This is a genomic window from Colwellia sp. BRX10-3 (assembly GCF_014077505.1).
Lineage (GTDB): Bacteria > Pseudomonadota > Gammaproteobacteria > Enterobacterales > Alteromonadaceae > Cognaticolwellia.
Genome location: NZ_JACGWA010000021.1, coordinates 1 through 21,187, shown reverse-complemented (window position 1 = coordinate 21,187; position 21,187 = coordinate 1). Strand labels below are relative to the sequence as shown.

At 37.3% G+C, this 21,187-nt stretch carries 22 protein-coding genes; 14 read left to right on the top strand and 8 right to left on the bottom strand.

Annotation, left to right across the window (positions count from 1 at the left end):
* Positions 1–119: 119 nt before the first annotated feature.
* Together thpR and H4J38_RS16435 are read left to right on the top strand one after the other, a co-directional pair.
* Complete coding sequence (thpR, locus tag H4J38_RS16440; RefSeq protein ID WP_182133494.1) at positions 120–716, top strand: RNA 2',3'-cyclic phosphodiesterase; 597 nt, start codon at positions 120–122, stop codon at positions 714–716.
* Positions 717–804: 88 nt separating this feature from the next.
* Positions 805–1,206 (top strand): hypothetical protein, encoded by a 402-nt coding sequence (locus H4J38_RS16435; protein ID WP_182133492.1) that lies wholly within the window; start codon positions 805–807, stop codon positions 1,204–1,206.
* A gap of 323 nt (positions 1,207–1,529) precedes the next feature.
* Here the strand turns inward: H4J38_RS16435 and pepB are convergent, their stop codons facing one another.
* Positions 1,530–2,837: an aminopeptidase PepB gene (gene pepB, locus H4J38_RS16430; protein ID WP_182133490.1), complete on the bottom strand. Its 1,308-nt coding sequence runs from the start codon at positions 2,835–2,837 to the stop codon at positions 1,530–1,532.
* A gap of 92 nt (positions 2,838–2,929) precedes the next feature.
* Between pepB and sfsA the strand changes: the two genes are divergently transcribed.
* The 7 genes from sfsA to panC all read left to right on the top strand — a co-directional run bounded on the left by sfsA (position 2,930) and on the right by panC (position 9,094).
* The gene (gene sfsA / locus H4J38_RS16425; RefSeq protein WP_182133488.1) at positions 2,930–3,652 is read left to right on the top strand and encodes a DNA/RNA nuclease SfsA; all 723 of its coding nucleotides are present in this window, start codon (positions 2,930–2,932) and stop codon (positions 3,650–3,652) included.
* Positions 3,653–3,947: 295 nt separating this feature from the next.
* The gene (gene dksA, locus H4J38_RS16420) at positions 3,948–4,388 is read left to right on the top strand and encodes an RNA polymerase-binding protein DksA (RefSeq protein ID WP_182133486.1); all 441 of its coding nucleotides are present in this window, start codon (positions 3,948–3,950) and stop codon (positions 4,386–4,388) included.
* A gap of 11 nt (positions 4,389–4,399) precedes the next feature.
* Positions 4,400–5,305 (top strand): tRNA glutamyl-Q(34) synthetase GluQRS, encoded by a 906-nt coding sequence (gluQRS, locus tag H4J38_RS16415; protein ID WP_259365544.1) that lies wholly within the window; start codon positions 4,400–4,402, stop codon positions 5,303–5,305.
* 67 nt (positions 5,306–5,372) lie between these two features.
* Positions 5,373–6,827: a polynucleotide adenylyltransferase PcnB gene (pcnB, locus tag H4J38_RS16410; RefSeq protein WP_182133484.1), complete on the top strand. Its 1,455-nt coding sequence runs from the start codon at positions 5,373–5,375 to the stop codon at positions 6,825–6,827.
* Positions 6,827–7,318, top strand: coding sequence for a 2-amino-4-hydroxy-6-hydroxymethyldihydropteridine diphosphokinase (folK, locus tag H4J38_RS16405; RefSeq protein WP_182133483.1), 492 nt, complete (start codon positions 6,827–6,829; stop codon positions 7,316–7,318). Before pcnB ends, folK begins: the two co-directional genes overlap by 1 nt.
* A 57-nt stretch (positions 7,319–7,375) precedes the next feature.
* Positions 7,376–8,170 carry a 3-methyl-2-oxobutanoate hydroxymethyltransferase gene (panB, locus tag H4J38_RS16400; protein ID WP_182133481.1) on the top strand — a complete coding sequence of 265 codons (795 nt, stop codon included), beginning with the start codon at positions 7,376–7,378 and terminating at the stop codon, positions 8,168–8,170.
* A 75-nt stretch (positions 8,171–8,245) separates the two neighbouring features.
* Positions 8,246–9,094, top strand: a complete 849-nt coding sequence (gene panC / locus H4J38_RS16395) for a pantoate--beta-alanine ligase (RefSeq protein WP_182133479.1) — start codon at positions 8,246–8,248, stop codon at positions 9,092–9,094.
* Between the two features lie 89 nt (positions 9,095–9,183).
* On the opposite strand, the gene panP is transcribed toward panC, so the two are convergent.
* From panP to efp, 5 genes are all read right to left on the bottom strand, one after another.
* Positions 9,184–10,812, bottom strand: coding sequence for a pyridoxal-dependent aspartate 1-decarboxylase PanP (gene panP, locus H4J38_RS16390; protein WP_182133477.1), 1,629 nt, complete (start codon positions 10,810–10,812; stop codon positions 9,184–9,186).
* 465 nt (positions 10,813–11,277) lie between these two features.
* On the bottom strand, positions 11,278–11,967 hold the full coding sequence (locus H4J38_RS16385) for a tRNA (guanosine(46)-N(7))-methyltransferase TrmB (RefSeq protein WP_182133476.1): 690 nt from the start codon (positions 11,965–11,967) through the stop codon (positions 11,278–11,280).
* Positions 11,968–12,010: 43 nt separating this feature from the next.
* Positions 12,011–12,784 (bottom strand): ABC transporter permease, encoded by a 774-nt coding sequence (locus H4J38_RS16380; RefSeq protein WP_081151649.1) that lies wholly within the window; start codon positions 12,782–12,784, stop codon positions 12,011–12,013.
* A gap of 5 nt (positions 12,785–12,789) precedes the next feature.
* Positions 12,790–13,731 carry an ABC transporter ATP-binding protein gene (locus tag H4J38_RS16375; RefSeq protein ID WP_182133474.1) on the bottom strand — a complete coding sequence of 314 codons (942 nt, stop codon included), beginning with the start codon at positions 13,729–13,731 and terminating at the stop codon, positions 12,790–12,792.
* A gap of 184 nt (positions 13,732–13,915) precedes the next feature.
* A complete protein-coding gene (efp, locus tag H4J38_RS16370) occupies positions 13,916–14,488 on the bottom strand; it encodes an elongation factor P (protein ID WP_182133472.1) in 573 nt (190 codons plus the stop codon).
* A gap of 58 nt (positions 14,489–14,546) precedes the next feature.
* On the opposite strand from efp, the gene epmB reads away from it, so the two are divergent.
* Positions 14,547–15,563, top strand: coding sequence for an EF-P beta-lysylation protein EpmB (gene epmB, locus H4J38_RS16365; protein WP_182133506.1), 1,017 nt, complete (start codon positions 14,547–14,549; stop codon positions 15,561–15,563).
* Between the two features lie 175 nt (positions 15,564–15,738).
* Positions 15,739–16,035, top strand: coding sequence for a hypothetical protein (locus tag H4J38_RS16360; RefSeq protein ID WP_182133470.1), 297 nt, complete (start codon positions 15,739–15,741; stop codon positions 16,033–16,035).
* Between the two features lie 63 nt (positions 16,036–16,098).
* On the opposite strand, the gene H4J38_RS16355 is transcribed toward H4J38_RS16360, so the two are convergent.
* The gene (locus H4J38_RS16355; protein WP_182133468.1) at positions 16,099–16,596 is read right to left on the bottom strand and encodes a DUF3016 domain-containing protein; all 498 of its coding nucleotides are present in this window, start codon (positions 16,594–16,596) and stop codon (positions 16,099–16,101) included.
* Positions 16,597–17,387: 791 nt separating this feature from the next.
* Entirely contained in the window at positions 17,388–18,569 is a 1,182-nt protein-coding gene (locus H4J38_RS16350; RefSeq protein ID WP_182133466.1) for an AraC family transcriptional regulator, read from the bottom strand.
* Positions 18,570–18,852: 283 nt separating this feature from the next.
* On the opposite strand from H4J38_RS16350, the gene H4J38_RS16345 reads away from it, so the two are divergent.
* From H4J38_RS16345 to H4J38_RS16335, 3 genes are all read left to right on the top strand, one after another.
* Positions 18,853–19,278 (top strand): DUF6326 family protein, encoded by a 426-nt coding sequence (locus H4J38_RS16345; RefSeq protein ID WP_182133464.1) that lies wholly within the window; start codon positions 18,853–18,855, stop codon positions 19,276–19,278.
* A gap of 209 nt (positions 19,279–19,487) precedes the next feature.
* Complete coding sequence (locus H4J38_RS16340; RefSeq protein WP_182133462.1) at positions 19,488–19,940, top strand: DUF6326 family protein; 453 nt, start codon at positions 19,488–19,490, stop codon at positions 19,938–19,940.
* 98 nt (positions 19,941–20,038) lie between these two features.
* A complete protein-coding gene (locus H4J38_RS16335; protein ID WP_182133460.1) occupies positions 20,039–21,016 on the top strand; it encodes a lipopolysaccharide assembly protein LapB in 978 nt (325 codons plus the stop codon).
* Positions 21,017–21,187: the final 171 nt, after the last annotated feature.

Genomic DNA, 21,187 nt, shown 5'->3' with positions numbered 1-21,187 from the left:
AACATAACAAGGTTATAGCTTTAATTGTCAATTATACCTAAGCGATGAAAACCAATTAGCATTGAAGATAGCTAAAATAATACTCGCTGCTATTTTATGCATCTGAGAAAGGAATAATTATGAACAAACGCATGTTTATTGCCTTAGATATTTCAAGCGCTGATAAAGTAAAAGTTGCCCAATGTCGCGATCAACATTTGCCGTTACCATTTAAAGCGATAGATGAGCAAAACTTTCATGTAACTTTAGCCTTTCTCGGTTTGGTAGATAAAGATCAACAAGCGAACTTAGCAAAATTAATTAGCCAGCAGCACAACTTGATTAAACAACAGCTAAAGCCTTTTGTAGGACAAAATAAAACCTTGTCTTTGCTATTATCGAAAGTAGGCTATTTTAAAAAAGCTCAGGTATTACATCTTATCCCTACCACTAACCCTGACTGGTTAATTTATTTAAATAAAACTATTGTTGAGTTAAGCCTAAACTGCGATATTACCTTAGAAAACAGAGTTTACCAACCGCACCTAAGTCTATATCGCAAAGCAAAGTTCCCACTACCTCATTATTATAAAAAAATTCAACAAACCGAGCTTGAACAACAATTAAGCATCACAAGCTTTAGTTTATATCATTCATACTCAACTGAGTTAGGCGTTCGATACCAGCAAGTTCAAACTTGGGATTTAATTTTAACGGTTGATATTTGTACAAATTAAAACTGGAAAAATTTCAAAATCATGCTTACTTGGCAAGAGCGAAAAATACTGTTATGACTTGTCACCCTGTTTAAAATGGAGTTGGACAATGGAAACAATAGTAGAAGATAAATATTCAATCGCATCGAAATCGAATATTTTACAAGTTGAAGCTTTTGGCCCATTTAATGACAAAGTAACAGAAAAATATATCGAAGATATGTACGGTGCTTGTGATCAGTTTTTGGGTAAACCTTGGGGCTTATTAATCGCTTTTTATGGTAATAGTGTATTTTCTCCGGAAGCCGAAGAAGCGTTAATTAAGGTCAATAAATACCGTGTACAAAAGGGGTTAGTCGCCAACGCGAGTGTGTTAATTGATAGCAGTACTGCTGATATTCAACAATTACAACTACGAAGAATTTACCAAGCCTGTAATATTACTTTTTATATATTTAGCGACATCAACAATGCAAAATCTTGGTTAGAACAATATTTACAATACAGATAAAAGCTTTAAAACTATCTGTTTCACCAAGCTTTCTCCATTAGAATTAGAACCGTCACAAAACACAGAAAAATACAAAAATACAAAAATAGTCGCCAGCAACTAACTTTTATAGCGATCACTTTGGTATTTAAAAAAGTATATAAGTGAAATATGCCTTGAAACTGATCACCAAATTCAAGCCATAAACAGGTTTTATTCTTTACGCTAAAAAAGGAATGAATCTCAGCTTTTGTCAGTTACTGGTGTTTATTTTGTTAGCGAATAGCGAAAGTTAATAACCTCCGCTAAACCTCTCTTCACTAAGGTTATTATTACCAATAAGGTTAATGATCAGATATTAAGTCAGCAATAGTGGCAATCCCAAGACCTGTTGCGCCCGCTGCCCATAAGCCAGATTCAGCGCCATTATATGCACCGGCTAAATCAAAATGTAACCAACCAGCACCTTCATTGTCGACAAAGCGTGATAAGAAGCCTGCAGCATTACTTGCACCACCAGCACCGCCACCTTTTATTGTGCGACTATTTGCTGTATCAGCAAATACTGATGGGCATTTATCTTGATGCCAAGGTTCTAAAGGTAATTGCCATATTGCTTCACCTGTAACTTTTGCTGAAGCTTGCGCTTTTGCTGCCACGTTATTATCAAGTGCGAATAATGCCGTGTAATCGCCACCAGTCGCACTCACTGCAGCACCGGTTAATGTCGCTGCATCGATAATCATTGGCGCGCCGGTTTCACTTGCTGCCATTAAGCCATCAGCAAGTACAAGACGACCTTCTGCATCTGTGTTAGCTATTTCACAAGTGACGCCGTTTTTATAAGTAATAATATCGCCCAGTTTATAAGCGTCCCGGCTAATCATGTTTTCTGCACAACAAAGGTACAACTTAACCCGTTGATTTAAACCTTCCTTGATGGCTAATGCTAACGCGCCAGCGACAACAGCAGCGCCACCCATATCACATTTCATATCAAACATACCGGCGTTACTTTTAATACTATAACCACCGCTATCAAAAGTAATACCTTTGCCGACTAAGCATGCTGTTACCTGAGTGTTTTCATCGCCACTAGGGTTAAAGTCAAGCTCGAGCAAACATGGTTCGTTAATACTTCCTTTACCAACATTGTAGATCCCCATCCATTGTTGTTCTTTCAACGCTTCACCTTGAATGAGGCGTGTAGAAACATATGCTGGCGCTAGGTTTTTAATATAATCAGAGGCTAATTGTGCCAATTTTAATGGGTAAAGCTCTGCGGGCGTCTGGTTCGTTAAATCACGACTCCATGCGTAAACAGCTAATTTATTGTTCAAGCGTTCAATTAAAGCTGGTTCACCACAAAAACTGATGTTCTCTAATTTATTAACACAGCTAAAACCAAGGGCGAATGCCCATTGACTTGCTTCATCCCACGAATCACCTTGTAGGGCTGCATGTTCAATGTCTAGTTTTTCTATTTTGCGCGCTGCCATTTGAATTTTTCGTGAGCGATATGCAGTGTCTTCAGGTAAATAAATAGCAATATTATCTTGGGTAATTTGAAGAGTTTTATCTTGCTGCCAACCTTGTGCATTATTACTTGTCGTCAAGGTTATTGATACTGGAGCAGAATTAGCTGTTGTCATTTTATCGCCTTTACATTTAATTTTAAGCTAACAGTTTACACTATGCCGACAAATAATTAACCTATACCACTGATTTATCAACTCGGTATTTTATGGATTTCACATTAAAACCTAGCGTACTCATTAAGCGCTACAAACGTTTTCTCGCAGATGTAACAATAATGGATGAGAATAATTGCAGCACAGAAATTACCATGCATTGTGCAAATACAGGCGCAATGACTGGCTGTGCAGTCCCGGACGATAGCGTTTGGTATAGTACTTCCGATAATGCAAAACGTAAGTATCCAAACAGTTGGGAGTTAACCTTAACTCAAGCCAACCATTGGATATGTGTCAATACAATACGCGCAAATCAATTAACAGAAGAAGCGCTAAACCAAGGTAAAATTGATGAGTTTGCCCAGAACAGCAATTTAAAACGTGAAGTAAAATATGGTGAAGAAAATAGTAAAATTGATTTTCATCTTTTAGATAAAGATGGCCGTGACACTTTTATTGAAGTCAAAAGTGTCACTTTATTAGAAGAAAATCAGGGCTATTTTCCAGATGCTGTTACACTACGAGGGCAAAAACATTTACGCGAGTTAATGGCGATGGCTGAAAAAGGCCACCGAGCCGTACTTTTATTTGCTGTACTGCATTCAGGCATAAATGATGTAAAACCTGCAGAGCATATTGATGCTAAATATGCAGAACTATTGCGAGAAGCAAGCCAACAAGGCGTTGAAATCATAGCCTACAAAGCACAATTTCAAAAAAACAATCATGACTTCACCGTCACTTTAGCCAATAAAGTACCCGTAATACTTTAGCAACAACAAATAAATAGCAACGATAATGATTGACGAGAGGCCTATAAACTTGCTAAAAGAGCTTGCTCAAAATTTATTGTCACCTTGCTTAAAGTTTTGACAACGATATATTTAAAAATATTTTTAACTTTTATCGTGATTATTTATCAATTAAGCCTTGAATTTTAGATTAGCTAACACAATATATGTGGAATATTTCAGGTCTATATAAATTGGCAGTTGCAACCAAGCGATGAAGTTACATGATGTAACTACTTTCCATCGATTTAGGTCTAGTAGCATTAGGAGAATTAGCATGCCAACACAGAAAACATTAGGTATTTTAGCATTAGCCGGCGTTAACCCTTACGTTGAAAAGCCTAAAGAAGAATACATGAATGGTACGCAACTAGAACATTTCAAAAAAATTCTAGATGCGTGGCGTATACAACTTCGTCAAGAAGTAGATCGTACCGTATCGCATATGCAGGATGAAGCAGCAAACTTCCCTGATCCTGTTGACCGTGCGGCGCAAGAAGAAGAGTTCAGCCTTGAATTACGCACACGTGACCGTGAACGTAAACTGATCAAGAAAATTGAAAAAACCTTACAACTTATCGAAGATGATGATTTTGGTTTTTGTAACTCTTGTGGCATTGAAATCGGCATTCGTCGTTTAGAAGCCCGTCCAACAGCTGATCTTTGTATTGAATGTAAAACTTTACAAGAAATCAAAGAACGTCAACTCGCAGGTTAATACCTTCGATTTTGTTGGAACTTAACAAATCTTTGCGACCCGATATTTCTGGTATTTATCGTGGTCGCTTTGCTCCTTCTCCTTCCGGTTTTTTACACTTCGGTTCATTAATTGCTGCTCTGGCAAGTTATTTAGACGCTAAACACAATAACGGCCAATGGCTAGTTAGAATCGAAGATATTGATCCCCCTAGAGAAAAAGCAGGTGCTAGCGCTGAAATCCTACAAACACTAGAAGTTTATGGTTTACATTGGGATGAAGACGTACTTTACCAAAGCCAACAAAGTGCTGTTTATCGTGAGGTATTAGCTGACCTTTCACAACAAAAAATCAGCTATTATTGCCGTTGTACACGCGCCCAAATTAAAGCATTGGGCGGTATATACCAAGGCCATTGTCGAGACTTAAAGCAACCAGTAAATGACAGTGCCATTCGCGTGATTAATACCTTCGGCACTTCTCAATATAATGACCTTATTCAAGGCCATGTAACCTGTAACCCGGAGCTTGCTCAAGAAGATTTTATCGTATTGAGAAAAGACGGCCTATTTGCTTATCAATTAGCGGTAGTCGTTGACGATATCTACCAAAATATTACTCACGTTATTCGCGGTTGTGACTTACTTGAACCGACAGCACGACAATTAAGCTTTTACCAAATATTGCAATACAAAGCGCCTCAATTTGGTCATTTCCCTCTAGCAGTAACCCACCAAGGTTTCAAGCTTAGCAAACAGAATAACGCCCCCGAAATTAATAAAGAAAATCCTATACCTTCACTATTTGCCGCCTTAACTTTTCTTGGTCAACAACCGCCTAATGAATTACTGCAAGCCAATGTTACTGAGCTTTTGAGCTGGGCAATCGCGCACTGGTCAATCACGCAAGTGCCAAAATCACAAGAAATAGTTTTATAAGCCGACTTTTCACACTGTTTTCATTCTCTTTTCCTTTACACTGTTATATCATTGCGCGAGAAATTTAATGATAAAACTGGGGTCCACCATTATCAAAAGCGTCATCAACTTGTGTAAAAAAGTACTCGGAAAAGCACGAAAAAATAACTCTAATCAGCCATCATTTGAACAGCCTATTATACTTTCTCGTGATCAGCACCCTGTATCTAGAAAACACATGAGTCACAATGCTTTAAAAGTATTGTATCGCTTAAATAAAGGTGGCTATGACGCTTACCTAGTGGGCGGTGGTGTCCGCGATATTATCTTAGGTTTAGAGCCTAAGGATTTTGACATTGCCACCAACGCAACCCCAGAACAAATTAAGACTTTGTTTCGAAATTGTCGACTAATTGGTCGTCGTTTTCGCCTTGCACACATTGTTTTTGGTCGTGAAATTATTGAAGTTGCCACTTTTAGGGGCCACCACGACAGCGATGAAGAAAAAAATTGTCAAAAAACGTCCAAGCAAAGTGAAGATGGCATGCTATTGCGTGACAATATTTATGGCAGCATTGAAGAAGATGCCGAACGACGTGATTTTACCATAAATGCGCTTTATTACTCAGCCAAAGACTTTAAAGTTTATGACTTCGCCAATGGTGTTGCAGATGTTTACGCCAAACAAATCCGCTTAATTGGCGATCCTGAAACACGCTACCGTGAAGACCCCGTTAGAATGTTACGGGCGATTCGCTTTGCAACAAAATTAGACATGGAGATTCATGCTGACACTAAAGCACCAATAAAATCTCTAGCGCCATTGATGGCAAATATTCCGCCAGCTCGTTTGTTTGAAGAATTTTTAAAGCTGTTTATGTCAGGTAAAGCTGTAGAAAACTTCCAGCTTCTTCGAGATTACAGCTTATTTCAATATTTTTTTCCTGCCGTTGATCAACAACTTAATCAACAATCTCAAGTATATTTAGCCGGTTTTATCGCTTTGGCGATGAAGAATACCGACTATCGCGTTAATAATGATCAGCGTGTTACCCCAGCATTTTTATTTGCTGCAATGCTTTGGTATCCAATGCAAGAGCATATACAACGCTTAAATCGTGAAACCCAACTGACTCCTCAAGATGCATTTTTTGGTGCATTAAGTGAAGTGATGTCAGAGCAGCAACGTAGTATTTCCATACCAAAACGTTTTCAAGCGGTAATGAAAGATATTTGGATTTTACAAGAAAAGTTAGCTCGTCGAGATGGTAAACGTGCATTTAAAGCACTTGAACATCCAAAATTTAGAGCCGGCTACGACTTTTTATTGCTGCGCGCCGAAATTGAAGGCCCTACAGAGAGTACAAACGAACAAGGTTCTTCTCTTCAAGAGCTTGCTAAATGGTGGGGAGACTTTCAAGAGTGCAATGTTGAAACACAACAAGTGATGGTTAAAAGTATTGTACCAGGTAAAAGTGGACCTCGACGCACAACACGTAAACGTAGAAAGCCTCGGGTAGAAAGTTCGAGTAGCGAAGCCTAATGTCTTTAGCCTATATTGGCTTGGGCAGTAACTTATCTGATCCACAAGCGCAAATATCTTCCGCATTAGATAAACTAACGCAATTAGATAATTGCGTAGTAAAAAAGGTTTCATCACTCTATTTTAGCCGACCTATGGGACCACAAGATCAACCTGATTATATGAATGCTGTGGTCGCTATTGAAACAAGCTTAAATGCCATTGAGTTACTTGAGGAACTGCAAAGTATTGAAAACAATGCCGGACGTGTTCGAAAAGACAATCGCTGGGGCGCTCGGGCATTAGATTTAGACATTCTACTATTTGATCTGCAAGTTATTAACACCGTGCGTTTAACGATACCGCATTATGGTTTGAAGCTACGAGAGTTCGTTTTATTACCTTTAGCTGAAATAGCTGCCAAGTTAGTTTTGCCTGACGGCGATAGCATTCAAGAACTGGCGAACCAGATAGATAAAAATGGACTAAAAATTCACAGTAAGTTACGTTAGAATAACAGTTCGAAAGTTAGCAAAAAATAATACTGCATTATAACCAACGGAAATATTATGGCCAAAATGACTACCGCCACCTTAAAGAAAATGAAACAACAAGGTGAAAAAATTACCACTATTACCGCTTATGATGCCAGTTTCGCGAAAATATTCGATCAAGCCGGTATTCATGCGATATTAATTGGTGACTCACTCGGTATGGTTTTACAAGGTCATGACGATACCCTTCCCGTTGATATTGACCACATGACTTATCACACACAATCTGTCAAACGCGGTGTAGAAAACAGCTTAATTATCGCTGATATGCCTTTTATGAGTTTTGCCACCACTGAGCAGGCTTATGTAAACGCGGCTAAGTTAATGCAAGCAGGTGCCAGTATTGTAAAAATAGAAGGTGGTGAGTGGCTAGAAGAAACCATTAAAGGCCTTGTAGAGCGTGGTATTCCGGTATGTGCTCATTTAGGCTTAACACCGCAGTCGGTTAATGTATTTGGCGGTTTTAAAGTCCAAGGTAGAGAAAGTGACAAAGCCCTAGAGATGATTGAAAGCGCCAAAGCTTTAGAAGCTGCAGGCGCGCAATTATTAGTATTAGAGTGTATCCCAAGTAGTTTAGGTAAAGCCATTACAGAAGCAGTATCGATACCGACCATTGGTATAGGGGCAGGTAAAGACACCGACGGACAAATTTTAGTGATGCATGACGCCTTAGGTATTTCTTGTAGTTACATGCCGAAATTTTCACGTAACTTTTTAATTGATACTGGTGATATTAAAAAAGCGGTAGAGCTTTATATTGACGAAGTTAGCAAAGGTAATTTCCCAGGCCCTGAACACATTTTTAAGTAAGAACAACCAAACAAATTTTTTGATCGCTAAACGAAAGTTAAGCGCCTTCAACATCGAGTAAAAAGTAGAATAACCATGCAAACAATTGAAAAAATTTCGAATTTACGTGGCGAAATTAATCTCTGGCGCCAGCAAGGCCTTAAAATTGCTTTTGTGCCAACCATGGGCAACTTACATCAAGGACATATTGCCTTAATAGAAAAAGCCAAGTTGGTTGCCGATAAAGTGGTTGCCAGTATTTTTGTCAACCCGATGCAATTTGGCGCTAATGAAGATATCCACAATTATCCAAGCACAATGCCCGAGGATAAAGAAAAGTTACTTGCTGCTGGTTGTGATTTATTATTTACGCCAACGTCCGCTATTATTTACCCCAAAGGCATAGATAACCAAAGTTATGTTGAGGTGCCTAATGTTTCTCAAAGCTATTGTGGTGAAAGCCGCCCAGGACACTTTCGCGGTGTGACAACAGTTGTTTGTAAGTTATTTAATTTAGTACAACCCGACATTGCCTGCTTTGGCCTAAAAGACTATCAACAAGTGCAAGTTATTCAAACCATGGTTGAAGATTTATCTATGCCAATTGAAATATTAGCGGTCGAAACAGTGCGAGAACCCTCAGGCTTAGCATTAAGTTCTCGTAATAACTACCTAAGTGAAGCTGAAAAAGAAATCGCCGCGGCCTTAAGTCAAAACCTACAGTGGTTAGCGAAAGAAATACAAAGCAATAATGATTTTATTGGTTTAGCGAAAAAGGCAGCAAGTTTTATCAATAATACTGGCATGAAAACCGATTACATTCACATTTGCCATGCACGCACTTTACAGTCAGCAAGTGAAGACGATAAAGAATTAGTTATTCTCGCAGCAGCACATTGTGGCAAAGCTAGGTTGATCGATAATTTACAGGTTAAATTGGCTTAAGCAATGTAGTAGGCAACTTTTATATTGTGTGGTAAATATTATAGCGACTACTTATGGTAATCGTTTTTTTATTTATACTATAAAAGTGTTTAGGTCATCGAGAGTAATGCAGGTAAAAAACTTTCACTTTCTTGCGCTAGCTGCGCTTGTTCGGATAATACATCTTGTAGAATAGTTTTTGAAGTCAGCGGGTTTGCTAATACAACACGAAAAACTAAGGTTTTACGCCCTTGGTATTTTTTTACTTCAATTTTGGTACGAGAAACAAAAGACTTACCATTTTCACGTTGGCGCTTTTGAATAAACTTTGTCAATTTATCCAGTAAAATATTGATATTATCTTGCTCAACACCATCAGCGTTAGCCAACAAATTTTGTACAATAGCGGGATTATAGCGATAAGTTAACAAGCATAACTCAGGTTTAGTGATCAGTTCAAAATCAGCGTGTTCTTCTATTAACTCTGCAAAGTAATTTGCTTTTTCGATACTGGTATTAATCAGCATTTCATAGCCTGGGCGACTGATTACATGTAGCGCGGCATAAACCAACATTGCCATACCCGGACGTGAACCTTCCAAGGTATGACTACCTAAATCTTTCGAGCCTTTACGTAAAATGTACTCTGCATGATGTTCAATAGCAGCAACTGATGCTGGGTTTTTAAACACCACTAAGCCCGCGCCCATCGGCACATACATTTGCTTGTGCGCGTCGATAGTTACTGAATCAGCTAACTCGATGCCTTTTAATAATGGTCGATACTTATTCGATAATAAGGTCGCGCCACCCCAAGCTGCGTCAACATGAAAATGAGCCCTATAACGTTGAGCAATGTCGGCCATTTTATCAAGTGGGTCTATATTGCCTGTTTCTGTTGTGCCAGCAACGCCAATAATACTCAGCACGCGAATGTTTTCACGTGCTAACTGCTGACATTTAGCTTCGAGTAATTGGCAGTCAATTTTATTATTTTCATCGGTTGGAATAGCAATAACACTGTCTTGGCCTATACCTAAAACATCTGCCGATTTTTTCAGTGAATAATGACCACGAGCTGAAACTAAAATAGCTAAGCCATCATATTGATAATGTTTAAGCGCCTTAAACAAGCCCTCTCGTGCTACACCTTTAAAATCACCATCAGGCTTTAATAAGTTGTTACGCGCAACCCAAAGTGCCGTTAAATTAGCGACAGTGCCGCCTGAGCAAAATGCCCCTAAAGAGTGATTAGCACTATGCATCCATTGTTGATAAAACGGTTCGTCATTTTGATAAACTAAACGATGCATCATGCCTAACACTTGTCGTTCCATCGGCGTAAATGCTTTAGAGGTTTCAATTTTTACCAAATTTTGATTTAAGCCAACCATCAGCTTTGACAAAGGTAAAATAAAGTAGGGTAATGCTGAGGTCATATGACCTATAAAATTTGGACTTGAGGTGTGTACGGACTGTGATACTAACTTATCTAGCAAGTGATGCATGTGGTCTGAAACAAACGCAGGTTCTTCTGGGATCTGCGAATCAGCAAAATCTTTTTCAATTTCACTTAATGCTTGTTCTGTGGCCGCTATATGCGCACCAAGAAAGCCTGCCAAGTTTTGTGATATCTCATTCTCTACGCGACCCAATGTAGAATCGGGGGCGACAGGAATGGTAAAAATGCGATGTAAAGATTCTTCAGATACTTTTGCCGCGCGTTTACTCACCGTCATACTTATTCACTATTAACGACTTGCTTTAAGCAAGCTGATATTTATATATGATCGGCACTTTAATAAAAAATGAGCCAAAAGTCTCGTTATTTCCATCAAAGTTGAGCTTTAAAAAAATTTAACTAAAGGTTATCTTTATTTGACTATTCTAAAATCAGGATAATGCTGATCTCAGATTTAGCTTAACTAAGCAAAGTCGCTAAATAAACTAATCCAAGTTCAACAATTGCCAAACTACTTAACGCCATCATAAAAACGGTTCTTTTAATATTATTAGTCATGTTATTCATCCTAAATTACAAGTTGATATAACTAAGTATTATCAATATTCAGGCCAAAAGCATAACTTCATGAAATATAATATAAAAAAATAAAAAGTAGTGTAAATCGATATATTCAAGCAGTATCTATTGGCTAAAAATTTGTTAATTTAACCAATTTTTTGTCTTAAGTTTAACACGGTAATTATTTGAAAATTTGTAGCTGCCAGCATTGCTGACCGCTAGCATGAAACTTGGCTTCAAACGGGGTTAAAGGCTGAGTAACCTTAATCCTTGTTATTGCCCCTTTATAATTTAATATATCCGCGGCCAATTGGAACTCTTCTAAATATAGTAACCAATTACTGCGTAAAATAATTTCTTGCCCGACAGCTATAATTTGAGGAAAAACTGCGCTGCCATGCCAACGCCTTTGTATATGTTTAGCTTTCGGCCATGGGTTTGGATATAAAATATAATGTTTAGATACTCGCCAATTAGCAGCAACCACAAGGCGATAAAAGTCGTTTAAATCTGCACGCACTAAGTGATAATTCTCTACTTTTCCTGCACCGTTATCATGCTCAACTTCATCAACATTACGGTTAATTCTATGGGCGGATTTATCGACCCCGATCACTAAAGCATTTGGATTTTGTTTTGCTAATAAACGCGTACTTTGGCCAACACCACAACACGAATCAAGAATAATTTCGCCCGTAAACGCCTGCACAACCTCATTTATCTCATCAAAAGCTTGTTGAGTATGCGCTTGTATCGGCTTTTGTGACGGGTGCGCAATGTGCTTATTAACAATCTCAGCCAACTTTTCATGTATACCGGGTTGGTTGGTTACAATGGCTTTAGAGTCACCCGTTATTTCTGTGTTGTTCATTACTTGCTTACCTATAAATTCTAAATTTAACGCTGGGTGAATATTAGCTTCTTAAACCAATACCTTTAGTAATTAACACCATGGCTATGGTGTATAAGCTGACAATGAATACGCCTAGTACCGCAAATGACAAGGTTAAACTGACATCAGATATACCTAGAAACCCGTATCTAAAGGCGTTAACCATATACACAATCGGATTGATTTGTGAGACACCTTGCCAAAAATCAGGCAACAAACTAATAGAATAAAATACCCCGCCTAAATAAGTCAGTGGCGTTAATATAAACGTTGGGATAATAGATATGTCGTCAAAGCTACCAGCAAAAATAGCGTTAATTAAACCGCCTAAAGCAAAGGTAGCTGAAGTAAGTGCAACCGTAACAATAATCACCCAAATGTTATGTATTTGTATATCAACAAAAAACATTGAGACTATCGTCACAATACCGCCCACTAACATACCACGTGCCATTCCGCCGCCAACATAACCTGCAACAATCACCCAGTTTGGCACGGGTGCCACTAGCATTTCTTCAACATTTCGCTGCCATTTGGCACTGAAAAATGACGAGGCAACATTGGAGTATGAGTTAGTAATAACACTCATCATGATCAAACCGGGCACAATAAATGACATGTAATCAAAGCCACCCATTTGTCCAATACGCGAGCCAATTAACGAACCAAATATGACAAAATACAAACTAATAGTAATAGCCGGCGGTACTAATGTTTGCACCCAAATACGCATAAATCGGTGTATTTCTTTGTGCATAATACTTTTAAGCGCAATGATATTTCTAGATGATGCCATAATATTTATTCCTTAACCGCGCTTTGGCTTGTTGCTTGACCGCTACCCACTAGACCCACAAATAGCTCTTCTAGTCGATTACTCTTATTTCTCATACTTAACACTTCAATGCCTTGCTTATTGAGCTCGATAAACACTGAGTTGATGGTTTGGCTTTTTTTAACATCTACTTCTAAGGTGTGACCATCAATAACTCTGGAGCTGAATTCCGCTAATTCGGTAGGTGTGTTATTGGGTTTCAGATCGAAAACAAAAGTTTCGACATCCAACTTAGCTAATAATGACTTCATATCGGTATTTTCAACGATAATGCCGGAGTCTATAATAGCAATATTACGGCAAAGCATTTCTGCTTCTTCCAAATAATGCGTTGTTAATATAATGGTGATGCCTTGTTTATTAAGCTCTTTTAAAAACTCCCACATTGAGCGTCGAAGTTCAATATCGACACCGGCAGTAGGTTCGTCGAGTATCAACATTTGAGGTTCATGCATTAATGCGCGAGCAATCATTAATCGACGCTTCATACCACCTGACAGCATACGGGCTGCGTCGTTACGCTTTTCCCATAAATTTAATTGTTTTAAATATTTTTCAGCACGCTGAACCGCTATTTTTCGTTCAACACCATAATAGCCAGCTTGGTTTACCAAGATTTTCATTAACGATTCAAATTGATTGAAGTTGAACTCTTGTGGCACCAAACCTATAAAGCTTTTCGCTGTTTCTAGTTCTTGATCAATATCATGGCCAAAAACTTCAACTTTACCTGCGGATTTATTCACTAATGACGTGATAATACCTATAGTGGTTGATTTACCTGCACCATTAGGGCCGAGCAAAGCAAAAAAGTCTCCTTGCTTAACGGTAAGATCAATACCTTTAAGTGCTTCAAAACCACCTTTATAGGTTTTCTTTAATCCAGATATTTTCAATGCTGATAGCATAGCGAACCTCAAAAAAATTGCGTGTCATTAACGTGGGGGCAAGTTAGATAAATTCAATGTACTACCACCAAATTCGTTGACCTTGCCATGATATTAAAATAATTATCACTTGCGTAATGGTGTTAATTAAAAGCTACAAAAAAGCCTGCGAAATGCAGGCTTTTGGACAACAAATACTTAAAGTTTAAGACTTACCCGCACGTGAAACATAGTCACCCGTGCGTGTATCAACTTTAACCACATCACCAATTTGCACAAATAATGGTACACGAACAACCGCGCCAGTGACCAATGTTGCTGGTTTGCCGCCTGTGCCTGCTGTATCACCTTTAAGGCCAGGGTCAGTTTCAGTAATTTCTAATTCAACAAAATTTGGTGGATCAACTGAAATAGGGTTGCCATCCCAAAAGGTAATAGTACAAACATCACCTTCCGCTAACCACTTGGCAACATCGCCTACGGCTTTTTCATCTGCAGCAATTTGCTCAAAGGTCTCGTTGTTCATAAAATGCCAAAATTCACCGTCAGCATATAAATAGCCTAACTCTGAGTCCATAACATCAGCGCCTTCAACACTCTCACCTGATTTATAAGTTTTTTCTAATACCTTGCCAGATATCAACTTACGAATTTTAATACGATTGAATGCTTGCCCTTTGCCTGGTTTTACGATTTCATTGTCGATAATGTTACAAGGTTCACCATCAATCATTAATTTAAGTCCAGCTTTGAACTGGTTAGTGCTAAAATTAGCCATAATTATTATGCTCGCTCGTTCACGTAGTACACGCAAAGGTTAAAAATTGAATATAGAAATGCCGCAAATAATACCTCAAATCAGCGAGAAATTGCACACTTCTTGGCAAAAAGAATTAGCAAATGTGATTACCGATCCAAAAACCTTATTAGAGTTGGTCGATATTTCACCAGAAATCTATCAACAGCACTTTGCTGCCCGTAAACTATTTCCGGTCCGTGTACCAAGGCCCTTACTGTCTCGCATTAAAAAAGGCGACATTAACGACCCCATTCTAAAACAAGTTATGCCATTGGATTTAGAATTCTCAATTACTGACGGTTATAGTGAAGATCCACTGGAAGAACATGACACCGTTGCGCCAGGATTACTGCATAAATACAAACATCGCGTGTTAATGATGGTTAAAACTGGCTGCGCGGTTAATTGTCGTTACTGTTTTCGTCGACATTTTCCCTATGCCGACAACAGCCCAAATAAAGCCCGTTGGCAGCAAGCACTAATCTATATTCAAAATAATGCAGAGATCAACGAAGTTATTTTTAGCGGTGGCGACCCATTAATGGCCAGTGATGAACACTTAGATTGGTTAATTACAGAAATTGAAAAAATACCCCACATTACACGTTTACGTATTCATACTCGATTGCCCATCGTAATTCCACAGCGAATAACGCCTGCTTTAGTCAAAACATTAATCTTAACTAGACTTAAAACCGTGATAGTTTTTCACGTTAATCATGCTAATGAAATTGACGATAACGTTTCGCAAGCCATTGAATCTTTGCTTGTAGCAAGAATTCCGCTATTCAATCAAAGCGTCTTATTAAAAGGCATTAATGACAACGCCAATATTTTAGCTGCATTAAGTGAGCGTTTATTTGATGTTGGAATACAGCCTTATTACTTACATTTATTTGATAAAGTACAAGGCGTAGCCCACTTTGATTTAACCGAAGCTGAAGCAAAAAAGATCACCTTGGAGCTTTTGGCTATTTTACCTGGTTACTTAATGCCAAAACTTGTTAGAGAAATTGCCGGTGAAGCGAACAAAACCCCGATCAATTTGGCATGAAATGGCCTTTGAAAGGTATTTAATTGGAAGAAAATAACGCTTTAAAGTTGAGAGTAAAATTGAGCAGATAGTTAATCAGGATACTTAATGTGAGAAATTACCTTATAGGCTAACAAAAACCGAATCAATTTGGCATAATAACGCCATTGGTAATACAAAACGAAAATGAGTCATTATGAGCGAAGCGGTACACAAACAATTAATTGATAATATTTCAATAATTTTAAAGAAGTCTCTGACAGCAGACGCCACGTTAAAGACATTACGTGAAGCTAAACAAGCAGGCTTTGCGGCAATATTTACCGAAGACGCGGGCTTTAAATGTTCTGCCAATACTTTTCAACCTTATGTTGAAGAAGTAGCGAATGATTTGATATTTTGGCAAAAAACATCTGATCAGGAAACGCTGATTAATATTGTAAAAAAAATAGAGCAGTTATTTACAGTTTTAGCTAAATTAGAACAAAGCTAGTACATTACTGCTAAAACAAAAAAACGCAGCTTAGCTGCGTTTTTTTTATGCTTTAAAGCACCTTTATTTCATCATTTCATTTTCAAAGGTCTTATTAAACCAACCATCAAGCATTTCTTTTTCATAGCCTAAAGTTTGATTTCGATATCTCAAACCGTTAGACATTAAAAACCCCATATCTTTTAATGAAACCTCTGCGCTTTTAACCACCGTATTATCAGCATTTAATAATTGATAGCTGAACTCTATACGTGGAAAAAAAATATCTTTTACAATACGAATACGCTTAGCATTAAAATCAACATCGCCCGCTAAATCCAAATTTGTTATATCAAAAATTAGTTTTTGTTGCTCTGGTAGCAATTCAGCCATTTTAGCAAAGTGTTTTTCAAGCACTTTAAAGGTTCTATCTTTAAAGTGTTGACGATGCTCTTCGCCCGCATCAACATCAGTATATTTATCAGGGTTTGTCCACTTAACTTCAACTTGTGCAGCTTGCGCTTCAGATACTTGTGTTAAAACGACAGCAAGACTTAAAAAACATGTAATAAATTTATTCATTATTTCGCCCTCTTTATTTCTTTCATTATAGTAGACCGTATAATTTGAAAAAAGTGTCGGTCAAATTAGCAATTATCATAATATGAATATTAATAGGAATTTTACCACACATAACAAAGTAATTTATCTATTTGGATATATGACATTTTCCGAGTGTTCTACAATTTTTAATTGCTATATTTCACTTCTGCTTATCGCACTTATTCCAATCGAAAATTTTTCAATTACTAAAATTCGACATAACTACAGAATCAAACTCAGCAATGGTCGAATTTGTAAAGAATCTTGAAAAAATCAGCACTGACGTATTCATTAATTCAGCAATACCTCCGCTGTATATATTTTTTTTAAATTACTGCCGCAAAAGAGCAGTATTTTGAATTAACACCCTACGGTACTTTTATTATTAGAATACCCAGATGACCAATATATGGTGAGTACATTCAGTGTTTAGATTTTTAGTATTTCTTAAACAGAGTTCTTAAACAGAGTTAAAACAACGATGAAATTAACAATTTAGACTAGCATAATTACATCATACCGCCCATACAGAGCTTATCTACTTGTTTTTATTAAAATAGTTTCATGGGAAGTATTACTGATACCCCACTATATACCTCTAAATTTCAAGCACTTAAAATAACCATTGGAATTCCAACAAAATAATAAAATTTATGAGCGTTTTATATTGAAATTGATGCCAGCTTTTCCATTGCCGGAATATTCAGTTACTCTTATCAGAAGTACTCGTTAAGCTCTATAGGTTAACGAGTACGCCTAATTAGTGATTTTCAATGTGAACTATTTTGCTTACGAAACTCACTTGGGGTTTGTCCTATTTCTTGTTTAAAGGCTTTATAAAAAGAAGATCTCGCGTTAAATCCAACCTCAAGTGCGATGGTAAGTACTGAATCTTGATTAGCTAATATTTTCGGCTTCGCTGCTTCAATGCGCCACTTATTGATGAAATCAAAAAAGTTTGTGCATAGCGTTTCATTCAGTGTTTGTGAGATATAATTAGGAGAGATAGCTAAATGGTTAGCGAGTTTTTGCAGTGACAGATTTGAATCTAAATATAACGTCTCTTTGCTCATAATGTTATTAATTTTATCTGCAATACGATTGGATTGCTCATTATCTAGCGCTGAACGTTGATACTTCATTGGAGAACTTATTTCAACATTGTCGTCATTATTTCGAACAGCAATATCGACGATTTCACTTTCACTATAGCCAGTAAATCCCGGTTTTTGCTGCAAGCCAAAGTGAGCCAAGCTCCATACCAACAGCAGTGACAGCAAACTCTCAGTTCTTATATTAAATAAGAAATTATCAAATAGGTTTGAAGAAAACACCGTAACCAAAGAAAACAACCAAGTACTAATAGCAATGAATAGTAGCCAGTTAATCCAGTTAAGTGATTTATCGTCATGATTAGAGAACACATTTTTCAACTGTTTTCGATAATCAACCAAACGGTAAATAATACGAAAAGCGATATATACACATTGACCAAGCCAGAGCATCACCATAATCAATAAACTTATAGCGGTGGCGATAGCTAAAGGAGCAACCACATCATTATCATCAATAAATATATCTGTATACATGTCTTTTGGTAAAAGCATGATCATTACAGCAAAGATAAGAGCAGGCCATAACAAAACAAAATGACGGATTTGTTTTCTGTTTAGTTTCCAAGGTTTTTCAGCGGTGATCCCTTCAATATAAAACCATAAGCAGGGACACAACAAAAAAAGAGTGGGAAAAACTATCGCGCTGTACAATTGACTCAAGTCAGGAAATTGAGCATTAACAATTGGCACGAGTGCTATAGTGCTATTGGCAAGTAAGAATATCGCTAAAGGTAAAAAAATTGCAGACTTCATTGCTCGGCTCAAAAGAATAGGAACGCTTAACAATACCTGTCCTAGTATAACCATGCTGATAATCATTACGAAAGGGTCTGTCAAATTTCATTCCTTTTTACACACTTGAATATTTAAGCCTTCAATTCTACCTCATTATCTACAAACACACCTAAAAAAGTGTCCGCGCTTCTAGTCTCGGACGACATAAGCTCTTATAAAACCTATTATTTAATCAATCACGGACAAGTTGCAATAACACCACTTAGTTATCTTGTCATTGAGGAAGTATTAATAAAAACCTTGGTATTGTCCTTCACTAATATTTTTAACTAACACTTTTGGCCTGTTCGACAGTGCCATAACATATTGAGAAATGGAGTTACAAATGAGTTCTATAAATAGTACAAAAACAGTTTTTGAAAATTTTCAAATTAACGTCAAACTAAAAATTTCGGCGCTTTGGATAGCGGTTATGTTTTGTTATGTCTATGGCGACTATATACAGATTTATGTACCTGGAATATTAGCAAAAGCGATGGAAGTTAAGGCGACAACTGAAACGCAATTTCAGTTTTTTGCCGTGGCTTTATTGATGGCAATACCTAGTGTGATGATATTTTTTACCTTGGTGGTTAAGCCTAAAATCAATCGTTGGCTGAATATAATACTGAGCACGCTTTATATCATTATGCTTATTGCAACTAATTTGACAGAAACTTGGATGTTTTACCTATTTTTAACCGCAATAGAGGTTTTAATTTCAGTGGCAATTGTTTGGTATGCATGGAACTGGCCGACAATTGAAGCTTAAACTGTCCGTGCTTTTAGTCTCAGACGACATAAGTCTTTATAAAAAATAGTATTTCCATCAATCACCGACACCTAGCATTAACGAAGTGAGCGAGTCTGTCATTGACCAAGGGGTAATACAAAAATGAGTATTGCCCTTCACTTATATTTTTAACTTTTACCTTTGGCCTGTTTGGACGTGCCATAACGTATCGAGAAATGGAGTGTTAAATGAATACGATAAATAGTACATCGCAAGTTTTTAAAGATTTTCAAATTAACGTCAAACTAAAAATTTCGGCGCTTTGGATAGCGATTATGTTTTGTTATGTCTATGGCGACTATATCGAGATTTATGTTCCCGGTGTAATAACTAATGCGATGACAGTTAAATCAAGTATTGAAACTCAGCTGGAGTTTTTTGCCGTGGCTTTATTGATGGCAATGCCAAGTGTGATGATATTTTTTACTTTAGTAGTAAAACCTAATGTTAATCGTTGGCTGAATATAATATTAGCTGCGTTTTATATCGTTTTACTCATTGCTGTAAATACTGAGGCTGGCTGGTGGTTTTACCTATTTTTAACCGCAATAGAGATTTTAATTTCAATGGCAATTGTTTGGTATGCATGGAACTGGCCAACGGTAAGGAAAGCGCAATCAATGATTAAGCACTCTTGGTAATGGTTAAGTTAGGCAAGTCAAAATGAGTACGGCTGACTAGGTGAGTGATAGTTCAACTTAAGTAACAATCTAAAATATATAAAAATTGGAATTTGCAAATGAAAAAATTAATTTTACTACTCGTATGTATGATAAGTACTCCACTGTACGCCAGTATAGAGCAAGGCATAACCGCCTTTGAAAATAGAAATTTACCATTAGCTAAAAGCATATTGTTGCAGCAAAACGATAAACGTTATCAAAAGCCTCTTTATCTGGCTCTGATTGCCGTAAAAGATGGAGAATTAGATGAAGCCGAAGAATATATTGAGCAGGCAATTGAGCTCGACGCTAAAAATGCGGAGGTGCAATTTACCTATGCAAAGATTATGGCGGAACAAGCTGAAGCGAGCAGTATTTTTAGTTTTACTGGTTATATTAAAAAAGTAAAAAAAGCATTTATAGTCGCTGTTGAATTAGCACCAAAAAATATTGAATATCGTCGTGCCTTAATTCAATTTCATCTTAATGCTCCAAGCATGCTCGGTGGTGATATAAATGAGGCATTGCAACATGCTCAAGTGTTAAAAGGAGTGGATGAATTATCTGGTACGAGTGCCTTGATTCAAGTTCATGGAAAAATGGGAGACGATGATAAATTTGATGAAGAATTAAAAATTGCAATGCTAAATTTTGCCGATGAACCTGAGTTATATTATCAACTCGGTATATATTACCAAGAAAAAGAAAGTTTCAGTGAAGCCTTAATAAATTTCAGTAAAGCGGCAAACATGACAACCTCTACGGACAAACAGCGTATTGCAAAATATAGCGCTGTTTTTCAAGTAGGTCGAACAAGCCTATTTAGTAACAGCAACTTTGATGAAGGTGAGAAGGCTATTACTCAATACCTTAACGAAGCTGTAATTTCTTCTTCCATGCCTTCAAAAGATTGGGCTAAGTTTAGACTAGCAAATATCGTTGAAGCTCAGGGGAAAAAATCGAATGCAATAAGATTATATAAAGATCTTGTTCAGGAATCTTCCGACAAGGTCCTTCAAGAACAAGTTAAAAAGCGGATAAAGAAACTGAGCTAATCCTATCTATAATAACTGCTAGCTAAGAAAGTCTATTTTAATTCATTTGTCCCGTCCTAGAATATGTTGACGGTTTTAATGAAAGGCCAGTGGCTTAAGCTTCTGGTCTTTTTTGTGCACTTGGTTTGGTGTTTTCATTGCCAAACTTAAGTGCGGCCTTATTTCATTATA

Coding starts and splice junctions, on each gene's coding strand:
- thpR (WP_182133494.1), top strand. CDS start 120: ATGAACAAACGCATGTTTATTGCCTTAGATATTTCAAGCGCTGATAAA.
- H4J38_RS16435 (WP_182133492.1), top strand. CDS start 805: ATGGAAACAATAGTAGAAGATAAATATTCAATCGCATCGAAATCGAAT.
- pepB (WP_182133490.1), bottom strand. CDS start 2,837: ATGACAACAGCTAATTCTGCTCCAGTATCAATAACCTTGACGACAAGT.
- sfsA (WP_182133488.1), top strand. CDS start 2,930: ATGGATTTCACATTAAAACCTAGCGTACTCATTAAGCGCTACAAACGT.
- dksA (WP_182133486.1), top strand. CDS start 3,948: ATGCCAACACAGAAAACATTAGGTATTTTAGCATTAGCCGGCGTTAAC.
- pcnB (WP_182133484.1), top strand. CDS start 5,373: ATGATAAAACTGGGGTCCACCATTATCAAAAGCGTCATCAACTTGTGT.
- folK (WP_182133483.1), top strand. CDS start 6,827: ATGTCTTTAGCCTATATTGGCTTGGGCAGTAACTTATCTGATCCACAA.
- panB (WP_182133481.1), top strand. CDS start 7,376: ATGGCCAAAATGACTACCGCCACCTTAAAGAAAATGAAACAACAAGGT.
- panC (WP_182133479.1), top strand. CDS start 8,246: ATGCAAACAATTGAAAAAATTTCGAATTTACGTGGCGAAATTAATCTC.
- panP (WP_182133477.1), bottom strand. CDS start 10,812: ATGACGGTGAGTAAACGCGCGGCAAAAGTATCTGAAGAATCTTTACAT.
- H4J38_RS16385 (WP_182133476.1), bottom strand. CDS start 11,967: ATGAACAACACAGAAATAACGGGTGACTCTAAAGCCATTGTAACCAAC.
- H4J38_RS16380 (WP_081151649.1), bottom strand. CDS start 12,784: ATGGCATCATCTAGAAATATCATTGCGCTTAAAAGTATTATGCACAAA.
- H4J38_RS16375 (WP_182133474.1), bottom strand. CDS start 13,731: ATGCTATCAGCATTGAAAATATCTGGATTAAAGAAAACCTATAAAGGT.
- efp (WP_182133472.1), bottom strand. CDS start 14,488: ATGGCTAATTTTAGCACTAACCAGTTCAAAGCTGGACTTAAATTAATG.
- epmB (WP_182133506.1), top strand. CDS start 14,547: ATGCCGCAAATAATACCTCAAATCAGCGAGAAATTGCACACTTCTTGG.
- H4J38_RS16360 (WP_182133470.1), top strand. CDS start 15,739: ATGAGCGAAGCGGTACACAAACAATTAATTGATAATATTTCAATAATT.
- H4J38_RS16355 (WP_182133468.1), bottom strand. CDS start 16,596: ATGAATAAATTTATTACATGTTTTTTAAGTCTTGCTGTCGTTTTAACA.
- H4J38_RS16345 (WP_182133464.1), top strand. CDS start 18,853: ATGAGTTCTATAAATAGTACAAAAACAGTTTTTGAAAATTTTCAAATT.
- H4J38_RS16340 (WP_182133462.1), top strand. CDS start 19,488: ATGAATACGATAAATAGTACATCGCAAGTTTTTAAAGATTTTCAAATT.
- H4J38_RS16335 (WP_182133460.1), top strand. CDS start 20,039: ATGAAAAAATTAATTTTACTACTCGTATGTATGATAAGTACTCCACTG.